17 protein-coding genes and 1 pseudogene are annotated in these 21,853 nt (G+C 44.8%); 6 read left to right on the top strand and 12 right to left on the bottom strand.

Going from position 1 to position 21,853, the window contains the following annotated elements:
- Window positions 1-221: 221 nt before the first annotated feature.
- The gene (locus ACLBWT_RS18585) at window positions 222-461 is read right to left on the bottom strand and encodes a hypothetical protein (RefSeq protein WP_447664620.1); all 240 of its coding nucleotides are present in this window, start codon (window positions 459-461) and stop codon (window positions 222-224) included.
- Window positions 462-523: 62 nt separating this feature from the next.
- Window positions 524-1,861: a hypothetical protein gene (locus ACLBWT_RS18580; protein ID WP_447664619.1), complete on the bottom strand. Its 1,338-nt coding sequence runs from the start codon at window positions 1,859-1,861 to the stop codon at window positions 524-526.
- Between the two features lie 259 nt (window positions 1,862-2,120).
- Here ACLBWT_RS18580 and ACLBWT_RS18575 point away from each other — a divergent pair, with 259 nt between their 5' ends.
- From ACLBWT_RS18575 to ACLBWT_RS18560, 4 genes and pseudogenes are all read left to right on the top strand, one after another.
- Window positions 2,121-3,224: a hypothetical protein gene (locus ACLBWT_RS18575; RefSeq protein ID WP_447664618.1), complete on the top strand. Its 1,104-nt coding sequence runs from the start codon at window positions 2,121-2,123 to the stop codon at window positions 3,222-3,224.
- Window positions 3,225-3,260: 36 nt separating this feature from the next.
- Window positions 3,261-3,668 (top strand): annotated as a pseudogene (locus ACLBWT_RS18570) (NucA/NucB deoxyribonuclease domain-containing protein); the annotation flags it as partial.
- Entirely contained in the window at window positions 3,651-3,881 is a 231-nt protein-coding gene (locus ACLBWT_RS18565; RefSeq protein ID WP_447664664.1) for an excalibur calcium-binding domain-containing protein, read from the top strand. The pseudogene ACLBWT_RS18570 and the gene ACLBWT_RS18565, both read left to right, overlap by 18 nt.
- Before the next feature lie 127 nt (window positions 3,882-4,008).
- Window positions 4,009-4,695 carry a hypothetical protein gene (locus ACLBWT_RS18560; protein WP_447664617.1) on the top strand — a complete coding sequence of 229 codons (687 nt, stop codon included), beginning with the start codon at window positions 4,009-4,011 and terminating at the stop codon, window positions 4,693-4,695.
- Between the two features lie 107 nt (window positions 4,696-4,802).
- On the opposite strand, the gene ACLBWT_RS18555 is transcribed toward ACLBWT_RS18560, so the two are convergent.
- The 9 genes from ACLBWT_RS18555 to ACLBWT_RS18515 form a co-directional block, all read right to left on the bottom strand.
- Window positions 4,803-5,621 (bottom strand): hypothetical protein, encoded by an 819-nt coding sequence (locus ACLBWT_RS18555; protein ID WP_447664616.1) that lies wholly within the window; start codon window positions 5,619-5,621, stop codon window positions 4,803-4,805.
- A 259-nt stretch (window positions 5,622-5,880) separates the two neighbouring features.
- The gene (locus tag ACLBWT_RS18550) at window positions 5,881-6,384 is read right to left on the bottom strand and encodes a hypothetical protein (RefSeq protein ID WP_447664615.1); all 504 of its coding nucleotides are present in this window, start codon (window positions 6,382-6,384) and stop codon (window positions 5,881-5,883) included.
- A complete protein-coding gene (locus ACLBWT_RS18545; RefSeq protein ID WP_447664614.1) occupies window positions 6,381-7,637 on the bottom strand; it encodes a DNA polymerase IV in 1,257 nt (418 codons plus the stop codon). Before ACLBWT_RS18545 ends, ACLBWT_RS18550 begins: the two co-directional genes overlap by 4 nt.
- 268 nt (window positions 7,638-7,905) lie before the next feature.
- Window positions 7,906-8,751, bottom strand: coding sequence for a hypothetical protein (locus tag ACLBWT_RS18540; RefSeq protein WP_447664613.1), 846 nt, complete (start codon window positions 8,749-8,751; stop codon window positions 7,906-7,908).
- Between the two features lie 223 nt (window positions 8,752-8,974).
- The gene (locus tag ACLBWT_RS18535; protein ID WP_447664612.1) at window positions 8,975-10,078 is read right to left on the bottom strand and encodes a GGDEF domain-containing protein; all 1,104 of its coding nucleotides are present in this window, start codon (window positions 10,076-10,078) and stop codon (window positions 8,975-8,977) included.
- A gap of 18 nt (window positions 10,079-10,096) precedes the next feature.
- Window positions 10,097-11,260, bottom strand: coding sequence for a DUF1173 family protein (locus ACLBWT_RS18530; RefSeq protein WP_447664611.1), 1,164 nt, complete (start codon window positions 11,258-11,260; stop codon window positions 10,097-10,099).
- 186 nt (window positions 11,261-11,446) lie between these two features.
- A complete protein-coding gene (locus tag ACLBWT_RS18525; RefSeq protein ID WP_447664610.1) occupies window positions 11,447-11,719 on the bottom strand; it encodes a DUF1294 domain-containing protein in 273 nt (90 codons plus the stop codon).
- Between the two features lie 90 nt (window positions 11,720-11,809).
- Window positions 11,810-12,772 carry a helix-turn-helix domain-containing protein gene (locus ACLBWT_RS18520; RefSeq protein ID WP_447664609.1) on the bottom strand — a complete coding sequence of 321 codons (963 nt, stop codon included), beginning with the start codon at window positions 12,770-12,772 and terminating at the stop codon, window positions 11,810-11,812.
- A 103-nt stretch (window positions 12,773-12,875) separates the two neighbouring features.
- Window positions 12,876-13,037: a hypothetical protein gene (locus ACLBWT_RS18515; RefSeq protein WP_447664608.1), complete on the bottom strand. Its 162-nt coding sequence runs from the start codon at window positions 13,035-13,037 to the stop codon at window positions 12,876-12,878.
- Window positions 13,038-13,437: 400 nt separating this feature from the next.
- Between ACLBWT_RS18515 and ACLBWT_RS18510 the strand changes: the two genes are divergently transcribed.
- Both ACLBWT_RS18510 and ACLBWT_RS18505 read left to right on the top strand, forming a co-directional pair.
- On the top strand, window positions 13,438-14,547 hold the full coding sequence (locus ACLBWT_RS18510; RefSeq protein WP_447664607.1) for a tyrosine-type recombinase/integrase: 1,110 nt from the start codon (window positions 13,438-13,440) through the stop codon (window positions 14,545-14,547).
- Complete coding sequence (locus tag ACLBWT_RS18505) at window positions 14,547-15,224, top strand: prepilin peptidase (RefSeq protein WP_447664606.1); 678 nt, start codon at window positions 14,547-14,549, stop codon at window positions 15,222-15,224. Before ACLBWT_RS18510 ends, ACLBWT_RS18505 begins: the two co-directional genes overlap by 1 nt.
- A 125-nt stretch (window positions 15,225-15,349) precedes the next feature.
- On the opposite strand, the gene ACLBWT_RS18500 is transcribed toward ACLBWT_RS18505, so the two are convergent.
- Complete coding sequence (locus ACLBWT_RS18500) at window positions 15,350-21,853, bottom strand: hypothetical protein (RefSeq protein ID WP_447664605.1); 6,504 nt, start codon at window positions 21,851-21,853, stop codon at window positions 15,350-15,352.

Genomic DNA, 21,853 nt, shown 5'->3' with positions numbered 1-21,853 from the left:
CCGCTGTCGGTACTCGTTGGCCAGGTCTGTCTTGTTCAGCGTTCAACGCCTGCAGCCGCCCGCGAGCCCAGAAAGTATCTACGTCGTCGCAGAGGAACCTCCTCGGCCTGGCAGCAGCAAGAGCTTGCGGCCGCAGCTACCATCGTCCGGAAGCGCTACAGGACGTCCTCCAACGGCTAAGAAAAGAACCCGCAGCGGTGCTCTGCCGCATACGGTCCCTCTTAACCGGCTGTCGACGCTTTTTTCGTTAAAAATTCAAATCGACATTGTTCACGGATATAGTGCTCTCCCTTAATTGTCACGATGTCGGCTTGCAACTCAAGGTCTTCGCTTGCGTGGGTCTCAAATGACTGTATGCGCCCTGTACCAATGAGCTCCAAGCCCATAAAAACTAATACGGGTACCTGGTCGAGAATGGCCGTATGGAAATGTATCGGATGGGTGAGTTCCCGTCGTTTCAAATTCATATCCTCCCTGCTCTTTTTACCTCTTGGTTTTAGATTATACAAGGCTATTGGCTTTTTCAATTAGAGATCGTGGCTATTTCAATCAGAGCTTTTCTTAATTCAGCGGATATCTGGTTTGGATTTTCTATTAAACCAATAATGTTAAAAGCTCGCAACCGAATCGCCTTGCGTTCTATAGAAGGAATCCTCCCTTTGTTTAAAGAGAGAAAATCGTAAATCTGCCAAGCATCAGTAGTGGACATCATCGAGCTGATTCTATTTTCTATTGTGCCAGATTTCAGTTCCATGAATGGAACTGTCTGCTTTTCTAGATTGTGCTCATCCTCCAACGTAAAGTCCAAAGCAATCTCACTTGAAAGATCCTCTTTTTCTAATGCAACCTCGTTCCATTCTACGTTAAGCATTTGTGATGATTGCATTTCAAAAGCGTTTGTAAGCCGCTCCAGGGCCTTTCTCATATCTTCAGTTTCATCATCGGCCCACCACTGAAACTCATTCAATTCGTTGTTCAGAGAAGCAGCCTTTTCAAGAGGAATTTGTGAACGATGAATCAGATAACCAAATTTCTGATTAGCGGGTATAATTCGGTGTATCCAAGCTTTTCCCGACCCGGGATCCACATAAGTTAGACTGTATACCTTACCTTCAACAAACTCTAAAACGGGATCGTCAAAGTTCTTTTGTTGTACCCCAAATAATTCTTGTAGTACAAATGACGCGCCAAATACATCAATGAATTCCTGAACGAATTCACTCCAATGAGTATCCACCTTTGAATGGCTTTTCATTTGCATTTCCGCTAAATAAAGAGCGACGATGGACCGTTCTGGAATATCGGCTATCCAGGAAAAATCAATGAAATAATGAGGCTTAAATCCAGCCGACCTATATATTTTGGTTCGTTTTGAGATATAGTTTTTGTAAGATTCATCTTCACGTTTTCCGGTTACGTAGTCTACCGACCATATGGAACCATCCGGGAAAGAAAGAATAAAATCCGGAACAATGCGCAGCTGTGAACGATACATATAACCTTCTTGTACTGTAACTCCACGAATCTTTAACTGACCTTCTAGGTAAGTTTTTAGAATGGCACGGCCTGCACGATGAATCTGACCATTTTCATGATTATCTATAAGCCGGGTATGGGTTATATAGTTTTCTGCACTTGGACATCGTTCCCCTTGATGTCTAAAGTGAGGGGAATCCTCACGAAGGACAAGACTCACAGGCTGACTGCAACAAAGACATGTGAACGCTTTTTTATGGGAATGTATACGGTATTTTGTTTCTAATTTTTTAATAATGTCATTCCTTAAAAACCCATCAGATGTAAGTTGAAACCATTCATTTACTATATTTAATTCCTGATCAAAGAGTCTCGCAATCTCCATGGTACCCCCCGCATGACATTCTTTTTCACTAAATTTCCACTATACTCCTAGAAATTCCTGCCTGGTTTTAGGTTGGAATCGGCTAATTTGAAACAGCGCAAATTGAGCTACCCTTTCTATTTCTATAAAGTTATTCAATTATCTCTCAGATCAAAATTTTCTCAAAAAAATTTTGAGCCTTCCAACTCCTGGTATATTATAAGAATATAAAACGTAACCGGAAGGCTAATAGATCTTAATTGAACGGAGTGGCTAACCTATGATTACTCGTGAAAAATACCAGCTGCGAGTCATGACCTGTCAAGAACTTGTTTTGGAAACCGAAAAAGAAAATTTTGATCTAGATGAAGCCGGCTGGCTGTTTGGAATTGATTTTTCACGAGAAGACTGGACCTTGGCTAAATTTGTAGAGCGTCCATCTATCTTTAAGTTTGATGATCCCGTGCAGCGTGGGACCGATGCTTGGGATGATCGAAAGCGCTCGGAAGGTATTGCCTCCATCTTAATGAACATTGAACTGGGCCCGATAAAGGCTCAGAAGAAGAACCTAAATAAGACCCTCTATCGTAACGTAATTGATGGCGGAAATCGCTTAAACTCACAGCGAGATTTTATTAAAAATATGTATGCTTTAAAAGAAGGCACCTACATCTTTGGCCAGCAACAAGATGAACGGATCCTTATTGATCTCTCGGACTGCTATTTCAAGGATCTCCCGAAAATCTTTCAGAACAGAATTCTCGGATATGCGTTCCAAGTTCATCTTTACGATATGGATGACGAGTTGAAAAATGAAATGTTCTACCGCTGGAATAACTATGAAGCTCATACCACCTCCGAGCTCAAACGTCCGCATATGTCCGCAATCCTGCAATCAAGCATCAACAACATGCTAAAAATGGACTTTGCAAAGATCGGTTTCAAAGAGGAACATATTAAACGTTCCCTTCATATGGAGCCACTACTTGGTGCTCTTGCATTAATGGAGACAGGCAACAAAACGAACCTTAAAGAAGAGACCATTAACGAGCTCCTTTATCAGAACAAGTTTTCTCCAGAAACGATTGCAAGAGCTAATGATGCTGCTGCTTTCCTTGAAGAAGTTTTCCGACACATGGAAATGGATCACAAGTTACGTAAGAAGGTTTTCCACAAAAAGAATAAGGCTACCCTTGTCTATGTCGCTTCGCTTGCAATTCCGTTTCAGCCAGACCCAGAGTCCTTTGCTAAATGGGCTAAGCAATTCTTCATCGAAGACGCTGATCATACCGGTTACAAGCAATCTGGAGGCGACACGCGCGAAGGAAACGTTCAAAGACGTAATGAAATTGCTTGGGAGCATTATCAGCAAACCATAGCATAGATTAACCAAAGCGTAGACCGATGGAGTGAATTGCCTATGAGAAGAATACTTATTATGATTTTATCGCTGGCTCTATTGTTTTCAGGTATCGTTTTGCCTGTAAACGCGAAGGAAGTTGCCAAGTATGATCTTACGATTACCTTTCCAAGCGAAAAATACCCTGAAACAGCTGCACACATACAAAAAGCCATTGCTGCAGGAAAATCGGCGATTTGCACGATTGACCGAGATGGAGCGGCATTAAACCGCGATCTTTCCTTAGCAAACATTCCGACGAAAAAAGGCTACGATCGAGATGAGTGGCCAATGGCGATGTGCAAAGAAGGGGGAAAAGGCGCTCACATCGCATACATAAAACCTTCTGACAACCGCGGTGCAGGATCCTGGATTGGTAATAAGCTGACGGATATCAAAGACGGCACTCGAATCCTATTCATCATTCCGGTTCCTAAGAGAACCTCTTCTTCCGCACCCAAAGTTACAGCTAGTCCAAAACCTAAAACTTCTCCTGCACCCACAATCAAACCATTATCCAGTTCAGTAAATTACAAAAACTGTGCAGCCGTTCGCGCTGCTGGCAAAGCCCCTCTATACAAAGGAGAGCCAGGATACAGCACGAAACTCGACCGGGATAACGACGGCATTGCATGTGAATAAGCCCCAAATGGGGCTTATTTTACCGTTATGGGAATTCACAAGAACAAGTATGATATCAATTTTTAGCAGTTCAATCTGATATAATTTAATTCAAAAACACTTGGAATTTTGAGGAAGGGATTAGACTATGAATTTGACTGGAACACATCTGAAGGATGCTTCGGCCTTTAAAGCAACGCCGGTAGAGCGACTTCGTTTGATTACTGACCAGGCGATCGACATTTTCATGAGCCAGATGGCTTCCGGCCGGTTAAAGATCACAAGCGAACGATCCGTTCAGTTGCAACTTGGCAGCATATTAAAAACTTTGGGAGAATTGATGTGTGTCTATTCCGAAGAACTCTTTGTGGTGGACATGGAAGTTCCGTTTACCTACTCATCGCTCTTGGCCAAGAGCAATACAAAGAAGGCTCTCATTGATATCGTGATTCAAATTAAAAATGTCATTGATTCCAAAAAGACAGTAAAATGTTGCATAGAGTTGAAACACTTCAAAAAAGAGAACCACCGTGAGCCGAACAACCGTTATGATGCGGTGGCGGATCTAAAAAACCTCGAAGCATACATCGATACCGGTCACTGCAATATCGGTCGCTTCTTGCTAATCACCGATCACCTTCACTATGTCCAGCACAAATATTCCTTGGACACGGCGGACTTCAACGTCTCTCACGGGCATACACTTCGCGCAGGTGCAACACTCGTTTACCATACAGGAAAGTACGGGGATCCGATTGCGCTGGGTCGAGACCACACCTTTGATTGGAAAAAGGCTGGGGCATACTATTATTTGCTTCACGATATCCTTCCGTAACATCCTTCCCTTTCTATAGGAAGATGGATGACAGTTTTGTTGTATCCGAGCCACCCCTCATTGCTATTCTTTCTAAGGCTTGTCCATATAAAGCTACCTTTAGCGGTCTAAAATGAGCCTAATCTCCAGCTATTCCAAGCCGGCTTTTTCCGGTCCGGATCGACGCAGCAATCAATCACAACTTCCCCTTCGGCCAGATAAATCCCCGGGTTCTCACTCGACTGAATGAACTGCTGAATCCAGCGGCGATTTGCTTGAATGCCGGTTCCATTCGTGAGCAATCGTTTTGCTGCCCCTTCCGGCCGCACCACATCCACAGTGTATGCGCCAAGCTGTTTGTTACCTGTAATGACGAAGAAAGGCTCGTTTGTCTGCGCTCGGCGCCCACTAATGATCTGTCGTGGCATCCCCGAGGACGGCCGCGGCGATTCTAAATCTTCGATTACCTCACAAAACTGGCTAATCAACCATGCGGTTTCCGCTCCAGCTTGCAGATTTCGCAGAGCCTCACCGACCTGTCTCCAGGTAACTTCGACAACTCTAGCTGCTGGAGATAACTTGCGACGATGAGACGTGAACTGTGCATCGTTCAGCGTGCCACTGACCTTGAACTCCAAGAGTAGTGAGAAGTTTTCACCCGTGATCCAGGCGTCTGGGATAGATCCCGGATTTGGTGCAGCCTCCTCTTTCGAAAATTTCCGGTTAAATGGCGCTATACCAATTATAAATTCATATGGCTTCACTTCAGCCGGCGGGTGCTCGGCGAACAGCGTAAAAGACACCCCGTTATAATCAAACGCCTCTGCCTCTATTAGCAGCCTCTCTAGGAAGGGCCGAAGCAGGACCGCGTTGTTCATCGCGAGTAAATTCATGAGGATGTTAGTGCAGTGATTTTCTCGATGTACGTAATGAGTGAAAAGGTTCATGGCTCCTCCATTACTTTTTCTAGAGCATTGCCAAATCTCCAACACAGTTCGGATTTGGAATATGGAATATGTATTTGATCCCTGGGTCGTGAGATTTGTTGTAGACTAATTTCAACAGGTATGTGTAGAATCCTTTATTATGTCGGAAGCCTACATAAAGCTAGGCCTCTTCCTGTGAAGTGTTTACCCTCCTTATAGGCAAGCCATCAGCGCATGATCGAAAAAAATCCAGGCTGGATAGATAGCCTGGGCGCTCTCATTAGATTTGAAGAGCCTTCTTCATATAATTGGTCAAGCGCACGCTCATATCCGACCGCACTATATCCCGCATCAGAACGAATCGATCCTCATAGCCGCGGCAGATAAAACGGTAATGGGCACCCTGAGTGTCAACTTGCTCATCGGGATATATCTTGATATTGCTATTCTTGAGCGATCGCTTCACTTCAAAAAGGTCTTGGGAAACCAAATCCATCATCTTATGTGTGACCTTAATGTAGATGGTTCTCATGGATAACTGGGTCCGCTCTAGTTCTTGACAATTCCGCTCCATCAAGGTGAGAAGCATAGGGAGTAGTGTGTACTCTCGTATCCAGCCCAATTCTTCACGAGTCGGTGACTGTGCCGGCGTAATCTGTGGCGCCGAACCCCCTCTTATCTGCTCAACCTGTTTACGCTTCCGCTCCAGGAAAAGCTCCCGGTGCTCTGGCAGCATCATACGGCTGCCTTCCCATCTGCCATTGCCGTTCAGCTTCTTGCTCACTTGGAATGCCCTCCTATTTTCACGCTTCGCTCTATGGCCTGGCCGGCCTGTAGCAACGATGAGGCTCGTAAAATGGCCGTGCTTCCATAGCGGTCCTTGATCCAGTCTGTTGTCCTCGCCAGCTGCCGTTTCTGTTCCCGGTCACCAAATAGGGATAGCTGATACTCCTCATCGCCTGTGAGTCCTCCCAATGTCACGGAGAGCTGCCGAATCGGCAATCCATCCCAGTACTGATGGAAAAGAGCCTTAGCTGCCTCATAAACCTCGCTGGAGATATTGGTGCTGTCCCATAGGGTTGTTTGCCTTGAAAAGCCTGTCGGGAAGTCAAAATCCGCTCCTCGAGCTCCAACTGATACCACCCGGCCCATATATCCCTTGGAGCGACTGCGCCGGCAGACCTCCTCGCTGAGCTCCATTAGCACGACATTGATATCTTCCGGCTTGCCGTAGTCACGTGGTAGGGTCATTCCGTGACCTACCGCTGCTTGAGCATCGTGGGTGGTTGGTCGAACCGGACTTGGATCGATTCCATTTGCAGTTTGCCAGAATACCTCGGCTTGAATATCACTGTTCCTCCCAAAGCGCCTACGCATACGCGTCTTCAGCTCCGGAAGAGGCGTATGGGCCAGATCTCCGATGGTATGGATGTTCATCCGAGCAAAGTGAGCCCTCATTCTTGAACCGACTCCAAACATATTCTCAACCGGTTGCGGCCACAAGCATTCTGCCATATTGTCCTCCGAGAGAGTAAATATTCCGCTCTCGTTCTTTTTGGCAAACATGTCAGTCGCCATCTTAGCGCGAATCTTGTTAGCCCCTATCCCGACTCGCGTCCAGACGCCAGTGTGCAATAAAATCTTGTCCTGTATCAGTCGCGCAATCCGTTCTTCCGTTCCAAAGTATTTTAGGGAACCGGTCACATCCAGAAATTGCTCATCAATACTAAAGGGCTCGACGAGATCGGTAAATGCCTCAAAGATATCCGTCATCATCAGGGATACTTGAATGTAGGTGGTCATCCTTGGACGGATCGTGACTAGCTCGGGGCACTTTCCAAGTGCATCCCCTATCGTTTCGGCGGTGGTCACTCCCATCTTCTTGGCAAGGGGACACGCTGCAAGTATGATTCCGGATCGCTTACTCGGATCACCAGCGACGACCAGAGGGCGACCTTCATACTCTGGATGAGCAGCTTTCTCCACGGAAGCGTAAAAGCTTTGTGCATCCACTAGCATTATGACTTTTTGCTTCATGCTGGATCCCCCACTACCTACATAAGATGGCACTACAGAAGCGCGAATGTGCGTTCCCATTTCAATTGCTATTATACACCGAATGTACGTTCGTGATGCAATGGAAAAATCATGGGGCTCGCCCATTTTAAACAGGACACAAAAAGGAGCCTCTATTGAGAAGGCTCCCTGCGTTATAAGAATGATCCTTCAGATCATTCCGATTAGAAGGGCATCTTTAGTTAAATTCTAGTTGCTTCGTAAAGGTAAAGGCGCTTATAAAGCTCCTTTATTCATGCTCACCTTTTCTTACTCGATCCATTTCACTACGCAGGCCATCCCGCTCCTGAACTACCACCGACAGTCGTTGCTCATAATCTGCCCTTATATGCTCCATACGATCGTATAAGCCTCGTATTTCGGCGGTCGATTCCTTTACGGTTGCCTGCAGCTGCGTTTGGTGCTCGGTACGGATGCGGAGCAGTTCCCTCTCATGCTCCACGTCACGGCGCTCGATTGCCCGCTCCATCTCGCTCCTGTGGCGCTCTCTTTCCCCAGTAAGTTCCTTCTCCATTCCTTCAATTAGGCGCCGAGATTCGGCAAGCTCGGCGCGGAGTGATTGGCTTTCTTCGTAACCATTCTTATACTGCGCGACGAGATCCGTCAGCGATGCATTCTTCTCTTTATACGACTCAGCCAGGGCGCGATTACTCTCGCTGGACTGATCGACCTGATTGGCGTATTTTTCTGCCTCCTCGCGGAGTAATCGCTGGCGGTCAGCTTCTTCTTGAGCGGACTTCTTCGTTCTTTCAGCATCGAGCAAATCGGCATTTAATTGTTCTATGATGAGCCGCTTTTCCTCCAGCACTTCTTCGGACTGGCGCTTCGATTCAATCTTTTCAAACGCGGTCCGTTGTGCGAGATTCACGAGGACGTTCCGGATCCGGTTGGTCAATCCTTCGACTTCCTCAATCTCCATCCGGAAATCAGGTATTTCATTTTTCAGCGCGTGTAGTTCCCATACCTCGACGGCACGGTCGATCCATTCCTTATCATTTAGTCCCGAAGCAGAAATGTAGCTATTGATCTTATCTCTCAATTCATCGCTGATATGATTGAAACTCTTTTGTGCCACGTTCTCCACTCTCCTCGCCAAATTTAGATATCTTGGTTAACATTATATCCTAGTCATATCCATATGTTAACCCGGTTAACATAGTTAACAAGAAAAAAACCGCCTATTCCGCGGCGGCTAATCATTAGCAGTTTACTTTCATTTGATGTAAACATTATGGTCCTGTTTTTCGTGTTTATTGCCGAAGCAAAGTCCACGTTTCATGCCGAATCGCCCTTCCTTATCACACTATCTCACGCTGCATCTCAGTCATTTCAGCGAATGAGACCACGCGATTCTTGCCTGTTTTCTTTGCAACGTACATCGCCTTGTCTGCGTTTTTGATGAGCTCGTCCGCCGATTCGCCTTCACTCCTGCTGGCAAACCCAATACTGGCAGTGACAGTCGTTTCGGCCTCGATGCGTTCCCGTATCTTCTCTGCAAATTCCCCCATATTCACCTCCGGATCCTCGACCACCATCACCATTTCTTCGCCGCCATATCGTCCAGACACGCCAACCTCTTCCGATTCTTCTCTCAGAATCGACGCGACGGCTTTTAGGGCTTTGTCGCCTTCCGCATGGCCGCGGGTATCGTTGAGCTTTTTGAAGTTGTCGAGATCGAAGAAAATCACCGAAATCGACTTCTCTTCGCTCACCAGAAAGGAGACTGTCGTGTAGAAGTAAAAGCGGTTGAATAGTCCCGTTAAGGCGTCACGGGTGGATTTGTTATAGCTTGCTTCCATAAGTGACAAAACCTTATCAAAGAGGATGATAAACAGCACCGCATAGTAGGCGATACGGAACAGATTATCGAGAACATGCAGCGCGGTCCCGCTTCCAGTAAGATCATTGATGAGGTGCGCCATTGTCGCGATCCCGTAGAACGCCAATCCGATTTGATACATCCGGCTTTCTTCCATGATCGGCTTGACGGCCACAAAAGCGAAACCGACCAGGATAAGGCTATATACATCACTCGCAAGCGGGATGATGGAAAGAAGAAAAGCTCCGGCAAGCAATCCGTATACGGTCCTCACCACACGCTTTGTCGTCTCACCGAACAGCTGAAAAATGCCTAGGTTCCCGAGAATGAACGCTCCGGAATTGAGTAAATTGTGGAGTACCGTAAGCCCCCTTCCCGCGCCGGCGCCCGACAATCCCGCGCCCAAGAGCGCAAGGTGCCCAACGAGCATAATCCCCATGCACAACGAAAGCGTCAGATATGCCCGCTTCTGCCTGCTAATCAGTAGCCGGATGGAAACTAGGAGGAGAAGTGCCATAACGACGACGTTTAAGGATGAATAGTAGACTTCCCCGCCGGCTCCCGTAAAGAGTGTATGAATCATTGTGAGGTTCCCCCTGATTTAGAAAGGAAGCGGGCTAATCCCGTCCCATTCTACATAGTCGTATCCCTTTGTCGTATATCCTTCGCGCTTCTCCTGCCGCGCCCCGGCGCTGCCTCTCCATTTGCTGGTGATGGTCACGATCGTTTTGGGCTCGGTGTCGTGCAGCACTATATCTGTTTCCCGATCAAGGAATAATTCGGTCACATTGCCAATCAACGGGCGTTCAAAATGCCGTTTCCTTTCGGCTAGGTGCTGTATCACCCTTGCTTCCTCTGATGAATCGACTGGAATACGCGTTTTCTTCTCTTCAGCCGGGATGAAGCAAAGTTGTCTGTCCCAAATATTCTTATCGCCCTCGCGTGCCGGGCCACGGAACAGCAGATAGTAGCCGCCGTCCACATCCGGAACGGTAGAAGTGCATTGTTCATAGATACTTTTGAGCATGGTTAGTTCGGTCACAAGGCGGTACGGATCATCAATCGAATACAGTGGCAGACGAACGAATTTAGGGTTAGTCGGGTGCGGTATGGCCGGACTGCTGCGACGTCCCCACCCGATGATTAGCTGATGCTTGTCCCGGCTCGGCCATTTCCCTTTGTTGTCGGCAACATACAAAATGTCGCGCAAAGGCATGTCATTCACTCGGATGATTTGAGCGATTTTATAAAGCCGACTTGCGATATTTCTTTTACCGCCCGGCCGATACTCGGTGACTTTGTACTCCTGCAGCATCGTGAAGAACAAAGCGGTTAGGTGTACCTTTCGTTCAGACTTTACGATTTTCTTGCGCTGCTGCGGATCCGTAAATTTTGCGGATGCCGGCCGTTCCGGTTTATTACCAGTCGCGGGAGACGTTTTGGGCGGGTCTACATTAAGATTGACCTTGATCTCGTCATCATCGACGTGTATCCCCTGCCCTTCCAGGAGCGATCGGTATCCTTGACGGTTATAGCGACACTTGAAATCGTGCCGTATATTTTGCTTCACATTGCTTGGATAGTTTGCAAAAAAGAGTCCGTCATTGACTTGCTTTACATACAAGAGCGGGTTGGGAATGTGTCGTTCTCCTTGACAAAGGCATTCGACGGCAGCCGTTTTATGCCATTCTTTCATCAGCCGATCTTGAACCGATTCATCCAGCAAATCAAAGTCGTACACCTTCCCATCCACCCGGAATTTCATCCTTATCCCTCCAATTGACTGAGCTTCAGCTCATGATGTGCCATAAGCCAGTAGTGATGCCCCCCCTCAGTTTGTCGGCACACGCCTCCGGTATAAGCGATTCGCGCCGGCCAAAATGAGAAAAATGATTGTGTCAGGCATTCGCATTATTTATGGCCCTTTCATAGGTCTTTATCTTGAATAAAATCACTCCGTTATTAACTTCGCTAGGTAATAAACGCACGCGGCGTTCAGAACCAACAAGGCTGGCATGCCAACCACAAACGTCATATGCTTGGTCTTATGGCGGTAGGCCCGCATACCGATCCAAGAGCCAAGTGCACCGCCCAGCGCGGCGAAGACAAATAACCTCTTTTCCGGTACACGGCGGCCGCCGTTTCTTGCTTGGGATTTATCAATGGCCATCATTACAAAGCCGATCAGGTTTACCAATGCCAGATATACGATGAGTATTTTCAAACCGCTTCCCCCTCCTAGTCTCTATTGAGCTTATACTGCGCTTACTACTTTGGACTTTTCGCATTGAAGAAGTACGTCCCTTTATTAAAGCTACTCAATGCGCCTTTCGATCCATTTCTGTAACGTCATGTTTTCTGCAGTTGCGCGGCGAATCAGTTCAGCTTTCTTCTCTTCCGGTAGATATACCGTGATCGGGGAAAGTCCCGTATCAATCAATGTTCCGTCGTATTTCGGTACGATTTCGCCTTGTTCAAGGAACAGTTTCATCTTATCGATCATATCCGGGTGGGTTGTCGGCAGGATACCGACAAGCACGGATTTTTTAACCTCGACTACAACTCGATCCCCGGCCGATATGCGAATGTTAGCCGGCCCCACTTGCTTGAACAGTTCCTCGATAATGCTGTAGATCATAGAGTCTAATGTGCTTGGTAGAGGGAAATTGAAACTGGCATATCCGTAGCTTGTGATAGGCTTTCTATTGCTAATGGAAAGCAGCGGCGTCCATCCCGCTTCAATCGCTTGCTCATAAGTCAGAAATTCGTCTTGCCCTACCTGCAGCGTGATTTCTTTTTTCCTCCGATTCACTCTCTTCATTTGAACGATCCGAGCTATCCGTCCGTCTTTCTGGAAGGGCTGAAACAGGAATACACCGCTATTTCTGTCAAAAATCATATCGTATTTGCCGGTATCAGGATTGCTGACCTCAAAATGTTCCAGGTCGGTCGGCTTAATGAAATAGGTTTTCTTCCCGCGCAATACGCCCTCGTAGTATGGAAGCAGCCCATCGCGAAGAAGCTTGTGAATGTACGTTGTGGAGCGCCCGAGACTTTCAGCCGCTTCGGATGAGGTTAAATCCTTTTTCACATAGGCGGGCTTGATTCTTTCGATATCCTCGCGACGGTAAACGAAACCACCGTCCCCTTTGTATGTACTGCTATTGATTGGCTCCAGCTTCTTCGCCGGATCCTCAAGTTTTCTTATTTTATAAAGTGTAGTTACGGTAATCCCGAGCTCGGCTGCCGCCTCACTCGCTTTTATATAATCGGACATAGTGACCTACCCCTTCTATCGGTTTCATTAGCCAAGTCACGAAGACTTTAGTACAGACATTTCGCTCTTAATCTCCAACTTTTAACACTCCATTTTCATCCTCTCAATTATTTTTATAGTGTGATATTTCACCAGTATTAACATTACGTGAACGATATGGTTTATAACCTTTCATTTCAGCTTTTTTTGCTGCCTGTTCAGCATTATCAGCAAAACAACAAAATGGTTTACCTTTAAATCCTCTACAATAAACGTAATAACACATATTATTATCTCCTTTTATTTCTAGCTAAGTTCACGAAGGCTTTCTTTCACCTCTTGCTGGCTATGCTTTGCCTTAACGCTTTCCCTCCAGAATTAGGTTAGACAATCCGGAATCATACATACTAATATATTAACTAATATACGAACATTGTACCATGATCCTCCCTTAAACGTCTAAACCATCTTGCCTGTATTTCCTTTTATTCCTTGCTTTCTATATGCTATCACGGTTGACCCTTTTCTTCTATATTTCATTAAACACGAAAGTTCAGGTATAGGAAAACGAATTGGACATTATTTGTGATTGACCTAATTTGAGATATAATCATAGTAGGACTCGAGTGTAGTTACTTATTGTTAGGATGACTTTATTTTATACATATTTTGCTCGCGGAAGTGAGTTGAACGAAGAGATGGATCGACCCGAGACAGTTTCTCTTATTCAGCAGTTAACGGACACGCATTTACTTTCTCCCAGCATCATCCAGAACCTAGTTAATCCCTCCTACTATGATGAGCTTAGTGTTCTTGTGTCGAGTTCTGAGGATCATCAAGGGAACTATGACTACACGCAGATGTCGAACATCGGCATGGTTTATCTTTTTCTACACCGGCGCGGCCGTAAACGCTCCGAGCGAACCAAAATGGAATATGCGAGGGAATTGCATCAATTTCTCTGTTACCTTTCGGATTATGGAATCGGAGACATCAGGGAGCTTAAGCGAGGACAGATGGAGTCATATCAACAATGGCTTGAAGTTCAGTATTCGAAGAAAAAGACCCAAGCAAAAAAGCTGGCCATCCTTTCTTCTTTCCTTGCATGGTGCTATGAGGAGAATTACTTGGAGCGGGATCTTAAGCGGGGCCTCTCCAGTGTTCAACTTGATCGGAGCCAAATCCCCGATCGAGAAATATCGCCGGCATCACTGGAAGCGGGGCTCCTTTATTACGACCAAGATCCAAAATTCAAAAGCCTGCTTCTCTTAATAGCCAGTACCGGCCTCCGGCTTAACGAGGTTATTACTCCCGTATGGGGTGATCTTTATTTTGATTCGATCCGGAAGCAGCACTATGTGAAGACCATTACAAAGCGGCTCGGAACTCGGCATGCCGTTGTGCAGCCGGCTGTATTAGAGGAATTAATGGAATACCGTCGCCGCCTAGGACTTTCTACAACATTATCTGTCCAGGACAAGAGTCCCTTCTATCCAAACAAATACGGTCGTCCCTATACGCTCACCAGTCTGTCTGCCATTGTGACAAAAAAACTCGCAGCAGCAAACGTGGTTACTGTTCAGGAGCAAAAGGCAACGGCCCACTATTTTCGGCACTATTTTGCGCGCAGCGCGTTCAATAATGGCGCATCTATAGAGAAGATTGCGGCCACTCTCGATCATTCATCCATTCGAACAACTGAACAGAACTATTTATCTCGGGAGCTCAAAAAAGAAAACGATATCAGCCATTTGGTCGATATACCAGGTATCAGTGCAAGAAAGGATCCATCATAATGTCAATTCTTTATATTGGTGGAACTGCGGTATTCGGTTTAGTACTGGGATGGTGGACTAGTCGCCAGACTACCCATTATCTCACTTCAGGCCAAAACTCCGAATCCTATAATCATCACTTCTGGCCGTGGAGTTTACTTTCAGCAATTGTGCTTACCTTTACTGCAGCGACGACATTATCCCATAGAGAGTGGATCTTAATTGTTCCTTTCTGCGCAGTGTTAATGATCTTAACAATATGGGACTGCAGACACCTGATCTTACCTGATAGAATTCTGCTGCCGGCAATCTTGGTAGCCGCAATTGTCCGAGTGTTTTTTCATCCTCTCCCCTACTTGAACTATGTTATTGCAGCTGGCTTCGGAGCGGGATTGTTATACGCCATCAAACTTATCTCCCGTGGCATTACGGGGAGGAACAGCATAGGAGACGGTGATATTAAACTACTCCTCTTCACTGGCCTAGTCCTGGGTTATAGAATGACCTTTCTTTCGCTTTTCTTGATCTGCCTGGGTGCTTTTGTTCTTGGTCTATTCATGCTCCCCTTTCTTCTCAAGAAGAAAGCCAAAATGCTTCCATTTGGGCCTGTTATTGCTGCCGCTTCCATAACTAGTTTCTGTTGGAGCGATCAACTCTCATTCATGAAACTCGGCTCTTTCTTGTTCCTGTCGCCTTAGGGAATGTTTCCAGGACAAGCTTAGCAATTATCATGACGAGTAAAGCCCACTGACCTTATTAAAAAGAAAACACGAAAAACAAATCCCCCACTGGCCTCTGCGGCTGGTGGGGGATTCTTTTCGTTTTAATGCAGACGATGCACACGAAGCAAGTCGTTTACATTGCCCTTGATATTGATTCGCACACTATCTTCCTTGATGGTTCCATTGCTGTACTGGACATAGAAGGTGAAATCAAGGTATCCATTTTGAAGCGTCTCTAGTCTTACTTTATCTGAGACACCCAGGATGTCCTTGTATGGATCATTAACTATACCTGACCAGCTCGTTTTACCACTGTTTGTAGAGCTCAATTTGCGATCGAGGTAAGTCAAATTCCCAAACCATGGAGAACTATAACTGGTCGGATAGGCACTTCCTTTCACCATCGACCATACCTGAACTGCTGTCACATTTGATCCTGGCAGTATGGTTGTCGTTTGTGACGAAAGTACGAATGGCTCTCCAGCAAAGAAATCATCCGGCTTGTGATAGAGCTCAGTATACTTTAGAAGCGTCATTTTATTTGCTCTCAGTTGTTCATAAAGCCATGCATTGTAGCCACTCATATTTTCAATCCATCTCTCTGTATGCGACACTGCCCCGGTCAACCCTAATGGTAATACAGAGATCGTTTTTACCACAATCACTGCCGGTGCCTTTCCATCCGAAACTGACAAAGTCACTTTATAAATGCCAGGCTTAACTCCGACAAGAGATGGACCGGCTGTTGAATATGGGCGCGTGAGCTGATAGGGGAATGAATTGGTAACGTTATCTGGTCCAACAATTTGATAATTAACCTGCAGCTGATCCCCATCTGGATCATCGATCTGTTGACTGATGCTCACGTTGTCGCCTTCATAGACAGGTTTGGGACTATAATCAAAATCAGCTGTAGGTGGCCGGTTCGTCTCTAAATAGAAAAACTTTGGACTACTCTCACCCCAATCATAGCCATCAAAAACACGAACCACAATGTACATGTTTGTATGCTCCGGTAAGTCCGCCTCAGGAATCCACAATAAGGAATTCCCATTTTTGATACCCGATTCTTGCTCCAAGTATCCGCCATAACGGTAAATTTTGACCTGGTATTTTGATTGAGGGTCATTGTCAAAATCGCCATAGTTCCATTTAAACGTTGGTCGAAACACGGTTAGTTTATCTGGAGAATTCTGATTAGCAGATGAAGGTATGTAAATATCTGCTATCGGAATTCGGTTTATTACCTGGACATTCTTAGAAATCGTGTCTGTCTGGCCAAGATGATCCTCGACCACTTGACGTATCCGGAAGCTGCCCATTGTACTGAAGGCTTTCTCCCAATATTCCCGATTCTGCGAAGCCATCGTTTCCGTGCCACCGTCTAAATTTCGAATGAAATAATCGTGTTGAAGATTGACTCGCCCGCCATCCTCTTTATCCCACGCCGTAGAATTTATGCCTATCGGAACACCACGATAGGTAACTGCCGAGGACAAGTCGAAACCAGCATGAGGAGGCTCGTCTGGCCGAGGAATGGATCCGATGGTGATAGTTTTCTCCAGGTATTCACTCCAAGCCTCATACTCGTCTTTTACGGCCAACCCGACTGTGTATTCGCCAATCTCATCTGGTGAGACGAGCTTTGTACGAACAAATTTCCCAGATGGACTTACATAGTAAAACTTTTTCTCCAAAATCCCCTTTGTACGGTAATAATCAATTCCAGTATTCTCAGTAGAGTAATTCGTCGGACTGAGGTACCGATCGGGATCTCGGCTCCTATCTGTCCATTTCACTGTTCCATCAGCGTTAAGGCCAAGATCATAATCTACGATCGGAGGTCGATGGATAATCACATTTCGCACTGATGTATTGGATTCTTTTCGGTACGAATCAAAAGTCTGAGATGGATAACGATAGCTCGGATGTGGATCATCCACAGTTTTGTAACTGATTTGATACAACCCTACCTTATCAATTTTCAGCACCGGAGAAGTGTACCATTTTCCGTTGTAGGATGAATTTCCGGATTTCCCATCGCCTGAATCCAAGAACTTTTGATCAAGCTGATTGTAAAGCCAAGATGTGCGATCCAGAATTAATGGATCATTTTCAGTGTCATCATTTCTTATGGTGTAAATCAAGTCGCGATCAACCAAACCTATCCCCTGCAAGACGGTAGTCGTGCTTAATGCAGCTAAATCCGTATAACTCATTGAGAAGAATTCTGTTTTAGGAATCTCTGCAAAAGGCCCAAAAACACCATCTTTAAAGTAATTTTCACTTATATCAATGACTGGTGTTCCGTTTACATAGACTTTTATCTTTTCATCAAGCACCTGAATTTTAAACGAGTATTGTTGATTTTGATTAAATGGGTATGAAGAGCTTTGAACGATTTGCCTAACCCCACCTACTACCCTTACGAGGTTAATCGTGGCATTGTTTATTTCAACGCGGTACATATTCCTGTTATCTTGAGCGTGAAACGAGAATCCTGAAAATAGGTAGGATGGAGCTGCCATGTTAAGCTTCATTTTAAAGTTATATGCGACGTTTTTCATTTTGATTTGTCCTAATAGCTGGTTTTGCGAAGAGACGTACGTATCTTCTTTTCTCCTACTATCAGAGCTTGTAATCATGTCATAAATGACCTGATCATCCCGGCTACCTTGCCTGTAAGCCACGGAAATATCTCCGGTTCCCAATAGATCAATGCTATAAGGAGTATCAAGCAAATCAGCGACTTTTTTCAGTTCAAGAGTATTTGTGTTTAATTTAAATATCTGTGTCCCTGAGTAGTAAATTATATTGTTATTGTTATCCATACCCATATAAATCGTAAAGCTAGATGGAGTGGGATAGCTTCTGACAGTTGATAGCGATCCATCCGAATTTAATTTATAGAGGTTTAGAGTTCCAGAGTAATAGTTAGAGACAGCTAGATAATTAGTGTCTGTTAAAGCCATTATGGTAACGTTGCTAGAATCAAGCGGAGTGACAGGCGGGTTATATGATGGCGAGTTCCTGTTAAACACCCCTTGATTTGACACGACCCATTTACCATCAAATGAAATTAATACCTTTCCATTACTTGTTACGCCCGGCCTCGCGTTATCGTCACTAACATCGGAATCCATATCTCTATAAAGGAACGAATTACTGTATGACTGTTTATAGCGCCAGTTTATACCGTAATTCATGTCCTTATCGACACTGCCGCCCATCATGGCTCCTTCTCCAGCTAAAGTGTTAATTTGATACTCGTCATTGTTGTACCATGTTTTTGAGCTAACTCCTCCGTCCCAAGTATACGTGTTTTTAAGGTTATTCATTTGGGTTCCCGAGTAGTAGTTATAGTGGTATACACTATCAGAGAACTTTGTAGGGATACTTCCTAGATTTTGATCTATAGAGCTACCCAATCCCGTCGGAAAATCAAATTTATACCGTTTTCCGTTAGAGTAAAACTCTGTAGGAGTAGCAAACGGTTCTCCAGCTGGGTTAACAAAAGACTCCGGATAATATGCTTTAGCAGCAGTAGCATTTTGATTGCGTGTATACACTATTCCGGAGTTAGCATCCACAGATAGAATAGTGTCATAGGTATCTCTTCTTCCAATAAGGTTCGATCCTCGGTAGAAATCATACCCCATCGAGTAAATCCCCGCCGTATTGTTATATCGAGGTATTGCCACTATTCCTCCTGAGAGCATTTCAGGATTTAGATAGTTCGAAAAAGAATTAAACTCAGAAGTAGGTGATCTAAATGTAGAATATTGATCCCCTGTGATAAATAGATCTGCCCTATGGAAACTAGCCCAGGGGGCTACTAAGCCTCCGTTGCTTGGATTATAAGCCCAAGAAGATATTTTATTTGAATCTTTAAAGTTACTATTGGTCCATTTAGTTCGATCTTCAGCAAAAGTTTTGGTACTCAAAGGTATAGGAACAAGTGGTTCCGGCTGAGTGCTCTCCGACTTTACCTCGAATGAAACTTGTGGAGAATCATTGATCACTTCGAATAAAAAGTACCCTGTAGCTTCTTTTCCGTAATCCTCTTTGACATAAACCTTGAAACGGTACTTACCAACCGTCATTCCCTTGAAATCAAATGTCTTATCTGCTCTCATGGTAATGGGGACTTCGGTTTCGTAATCGTACACGCCATCATTGTTAGAGTCATACTGGTACGATACTTTATTTTCTACAATGACATCGCCATCCGGAGAATAAGAAGTGTTCTTGAATGGAACGAAGATATTCCGGAGAGAAGGAGTGCCAAATTCCAACTTAGGGACCGGAGGCATATCTTCCAATACCTTTAGTGTATGAACCGCTGGTTCCAGGGACTTCAATCCCATACTGTCATACACATTTAGTTTGATAACCACATCTCCTGGCGTGGTGTACATGTTCCGAATATCTCCGGCCCACTCATCTCTTGAATGATCAATGGTACGGTACTTTATTGGACTATAGCTACTAGCAGCACTGAACGGCTCGGGTAATGGCCGGTTCTGCTTAATTTGATATGGCCCAGTTATTTTGGCAACTGGATTCGGGGGTACAATTGTAATAAAGGTGCTGGCGGTGGCAACTGCCCCCCATTGATCGCGCATGGCTGCATTTATCGTAATGCCTCCAGGTTTATCCATAAGCAAATTGCTATATTCCCACATCATGGTTTCACCGCCATAACGCGAAGGAATGTTCTGTACCCAAACATTAGAATTACCGGCAAAGTCAAATCCATCAAAAATAATTGAATCTCCATCTGGATCAACTGGAACCGGTATTGTAGGGTCCTGAATAACAACAAGGTTTAAGCGTTGTCCCTCATAAGCAGAAGACAGCGGTTTGGTTGGATCCCCTTCTGGATCAACGAATCCAATTTTAAAAATTGGGGGATTATTTTTTGAAGGTCCGATTACCTCTAGCGGTTTTGGACCGATTTCTTTGCTTGTTCCGCACGATGTTGTAACTGTCATATATACGCTGTAAGTTCCTACGCCTAGAATTGTCGGATACTGAGGTTTGGTTATGACTGTATCCGTAAATCTTGAGTAAGGTCCCAGATTATTTGAAAAAGGACCTTGTGTGATTTTATACGAGTGCGACGTATAGATACACTGCTCAAAGGCAGGATCTTTAGGATGAAATGTAATGGGATCTCCGTAGGAAATCTTAGGGGTTACATCGAAATCGGCTGTAAAGCTTGGGCTGCTCGTCTGGTAGAAGAACGTTACATATGCTTTTTTCTGCGAATTGGTTAAGCTCGCTGTTACAGAACTTCCGGCCTCGACTGTATCTGAATAACTTGTGTAAGAAATACTTTTCCCAACTACAGTTCCCCACTTGGTATCAGCCTGAACCGTTTTATTGGAAGGTAGTGGAGAAACGGCACTTGATTGTTCATCTTTTAATTGATAGCTGCCAGATTGGCCATTACGAACCATGTGCCTGACATTAAGCTGGCCACCTGATACATCGTAGACGTAATACAAGTAGAGAGTTTTAAAAGAACCATCATATGGGGTCAGTGTATAGTTTCCAGTGCTGGGGTTTGAAAAATTACTCGGAGCTGTTCCACTCGTTGTTTTAACGTATCCAGCATATGCATATCCATCAGCAGTAGGATAGCTTGGACTAAAATTCTTCCCCGTAGATAAAGAAAGTGACTTGTCAGTAAAAACATTGTCAAGACTAGTGCCGTCCCGAGTTACGTGACGAATATATGCCGTTCCATCTGCTTTTTTAGTATAGTAGAGATTATAAAATTTAGTGTCATAAGAGCCGTCATAAGTAAAACTAGGTGGATTTCCTGAAATTATCGATCCGCCATTTGGAATGTTGGATGTACTTTCTTTGTACCCAACATACTCGTAGTCACTACTTGCTGCAGGACTGAGCGGAATGGTTTCTCCTTTTAATATAGGCTTCGTTTGATTAGGAAAACTTGAATCTATGTTATTACCATCAGTAGTGTAATGGTGGACTTCAAGACTTCCGTTTAATTCAAACACATAAACAATCGGAAAATAAAATCTATAGCCACGTACGTTAGATGAACAGTTGGAACACGGTAGTTGATAATATTCATTTGAATCCAGTGTGCCAGTCATTTGGGCTGTAAAAGATACTGTGTCGGTATTTTTACCTTGTATTCCATCTTTTATTGTTGGTTGGGATCCATTACGACCTATATAATTAGAATAGGATTCATATCCACCGACGTCCCCAGGTCTTGATTTATTAAAATAATAGGTATCGTCATTTGAATTATCAAAACTTCTTATTGTCACGTTTTTTACAGTTCGTCCAGGAAATGAAAAAGTATACGGAGCTTCTATTCGTGCTTGTTCCTGACGGGGAGCATATGGAGACCATTGACCAGAAGAGTTACTCCAGATATCTACATACATAAACCCAACAGCGTACCGAAATACGCTGTTGGGGTTTTCAATATCACGTGCAGGAAGTATGCTTGGGTTCCCGGATTCAGGCGATGCACTAGCCGTTTCTTGGTATGGGGGAAGCATGCCTATTATAAGACTCAGGATTAAAATGATTGCTAGTATAGGTTCCTTAGTTCTTCTCAA

This window comes from Paenibacillus sp. D51F (assembly GCF_053345695.1).
Note: the sequence above shows the minus strand (reverse complement) of the source record. Positions and strands in the feature narration are given on the sequence as shown.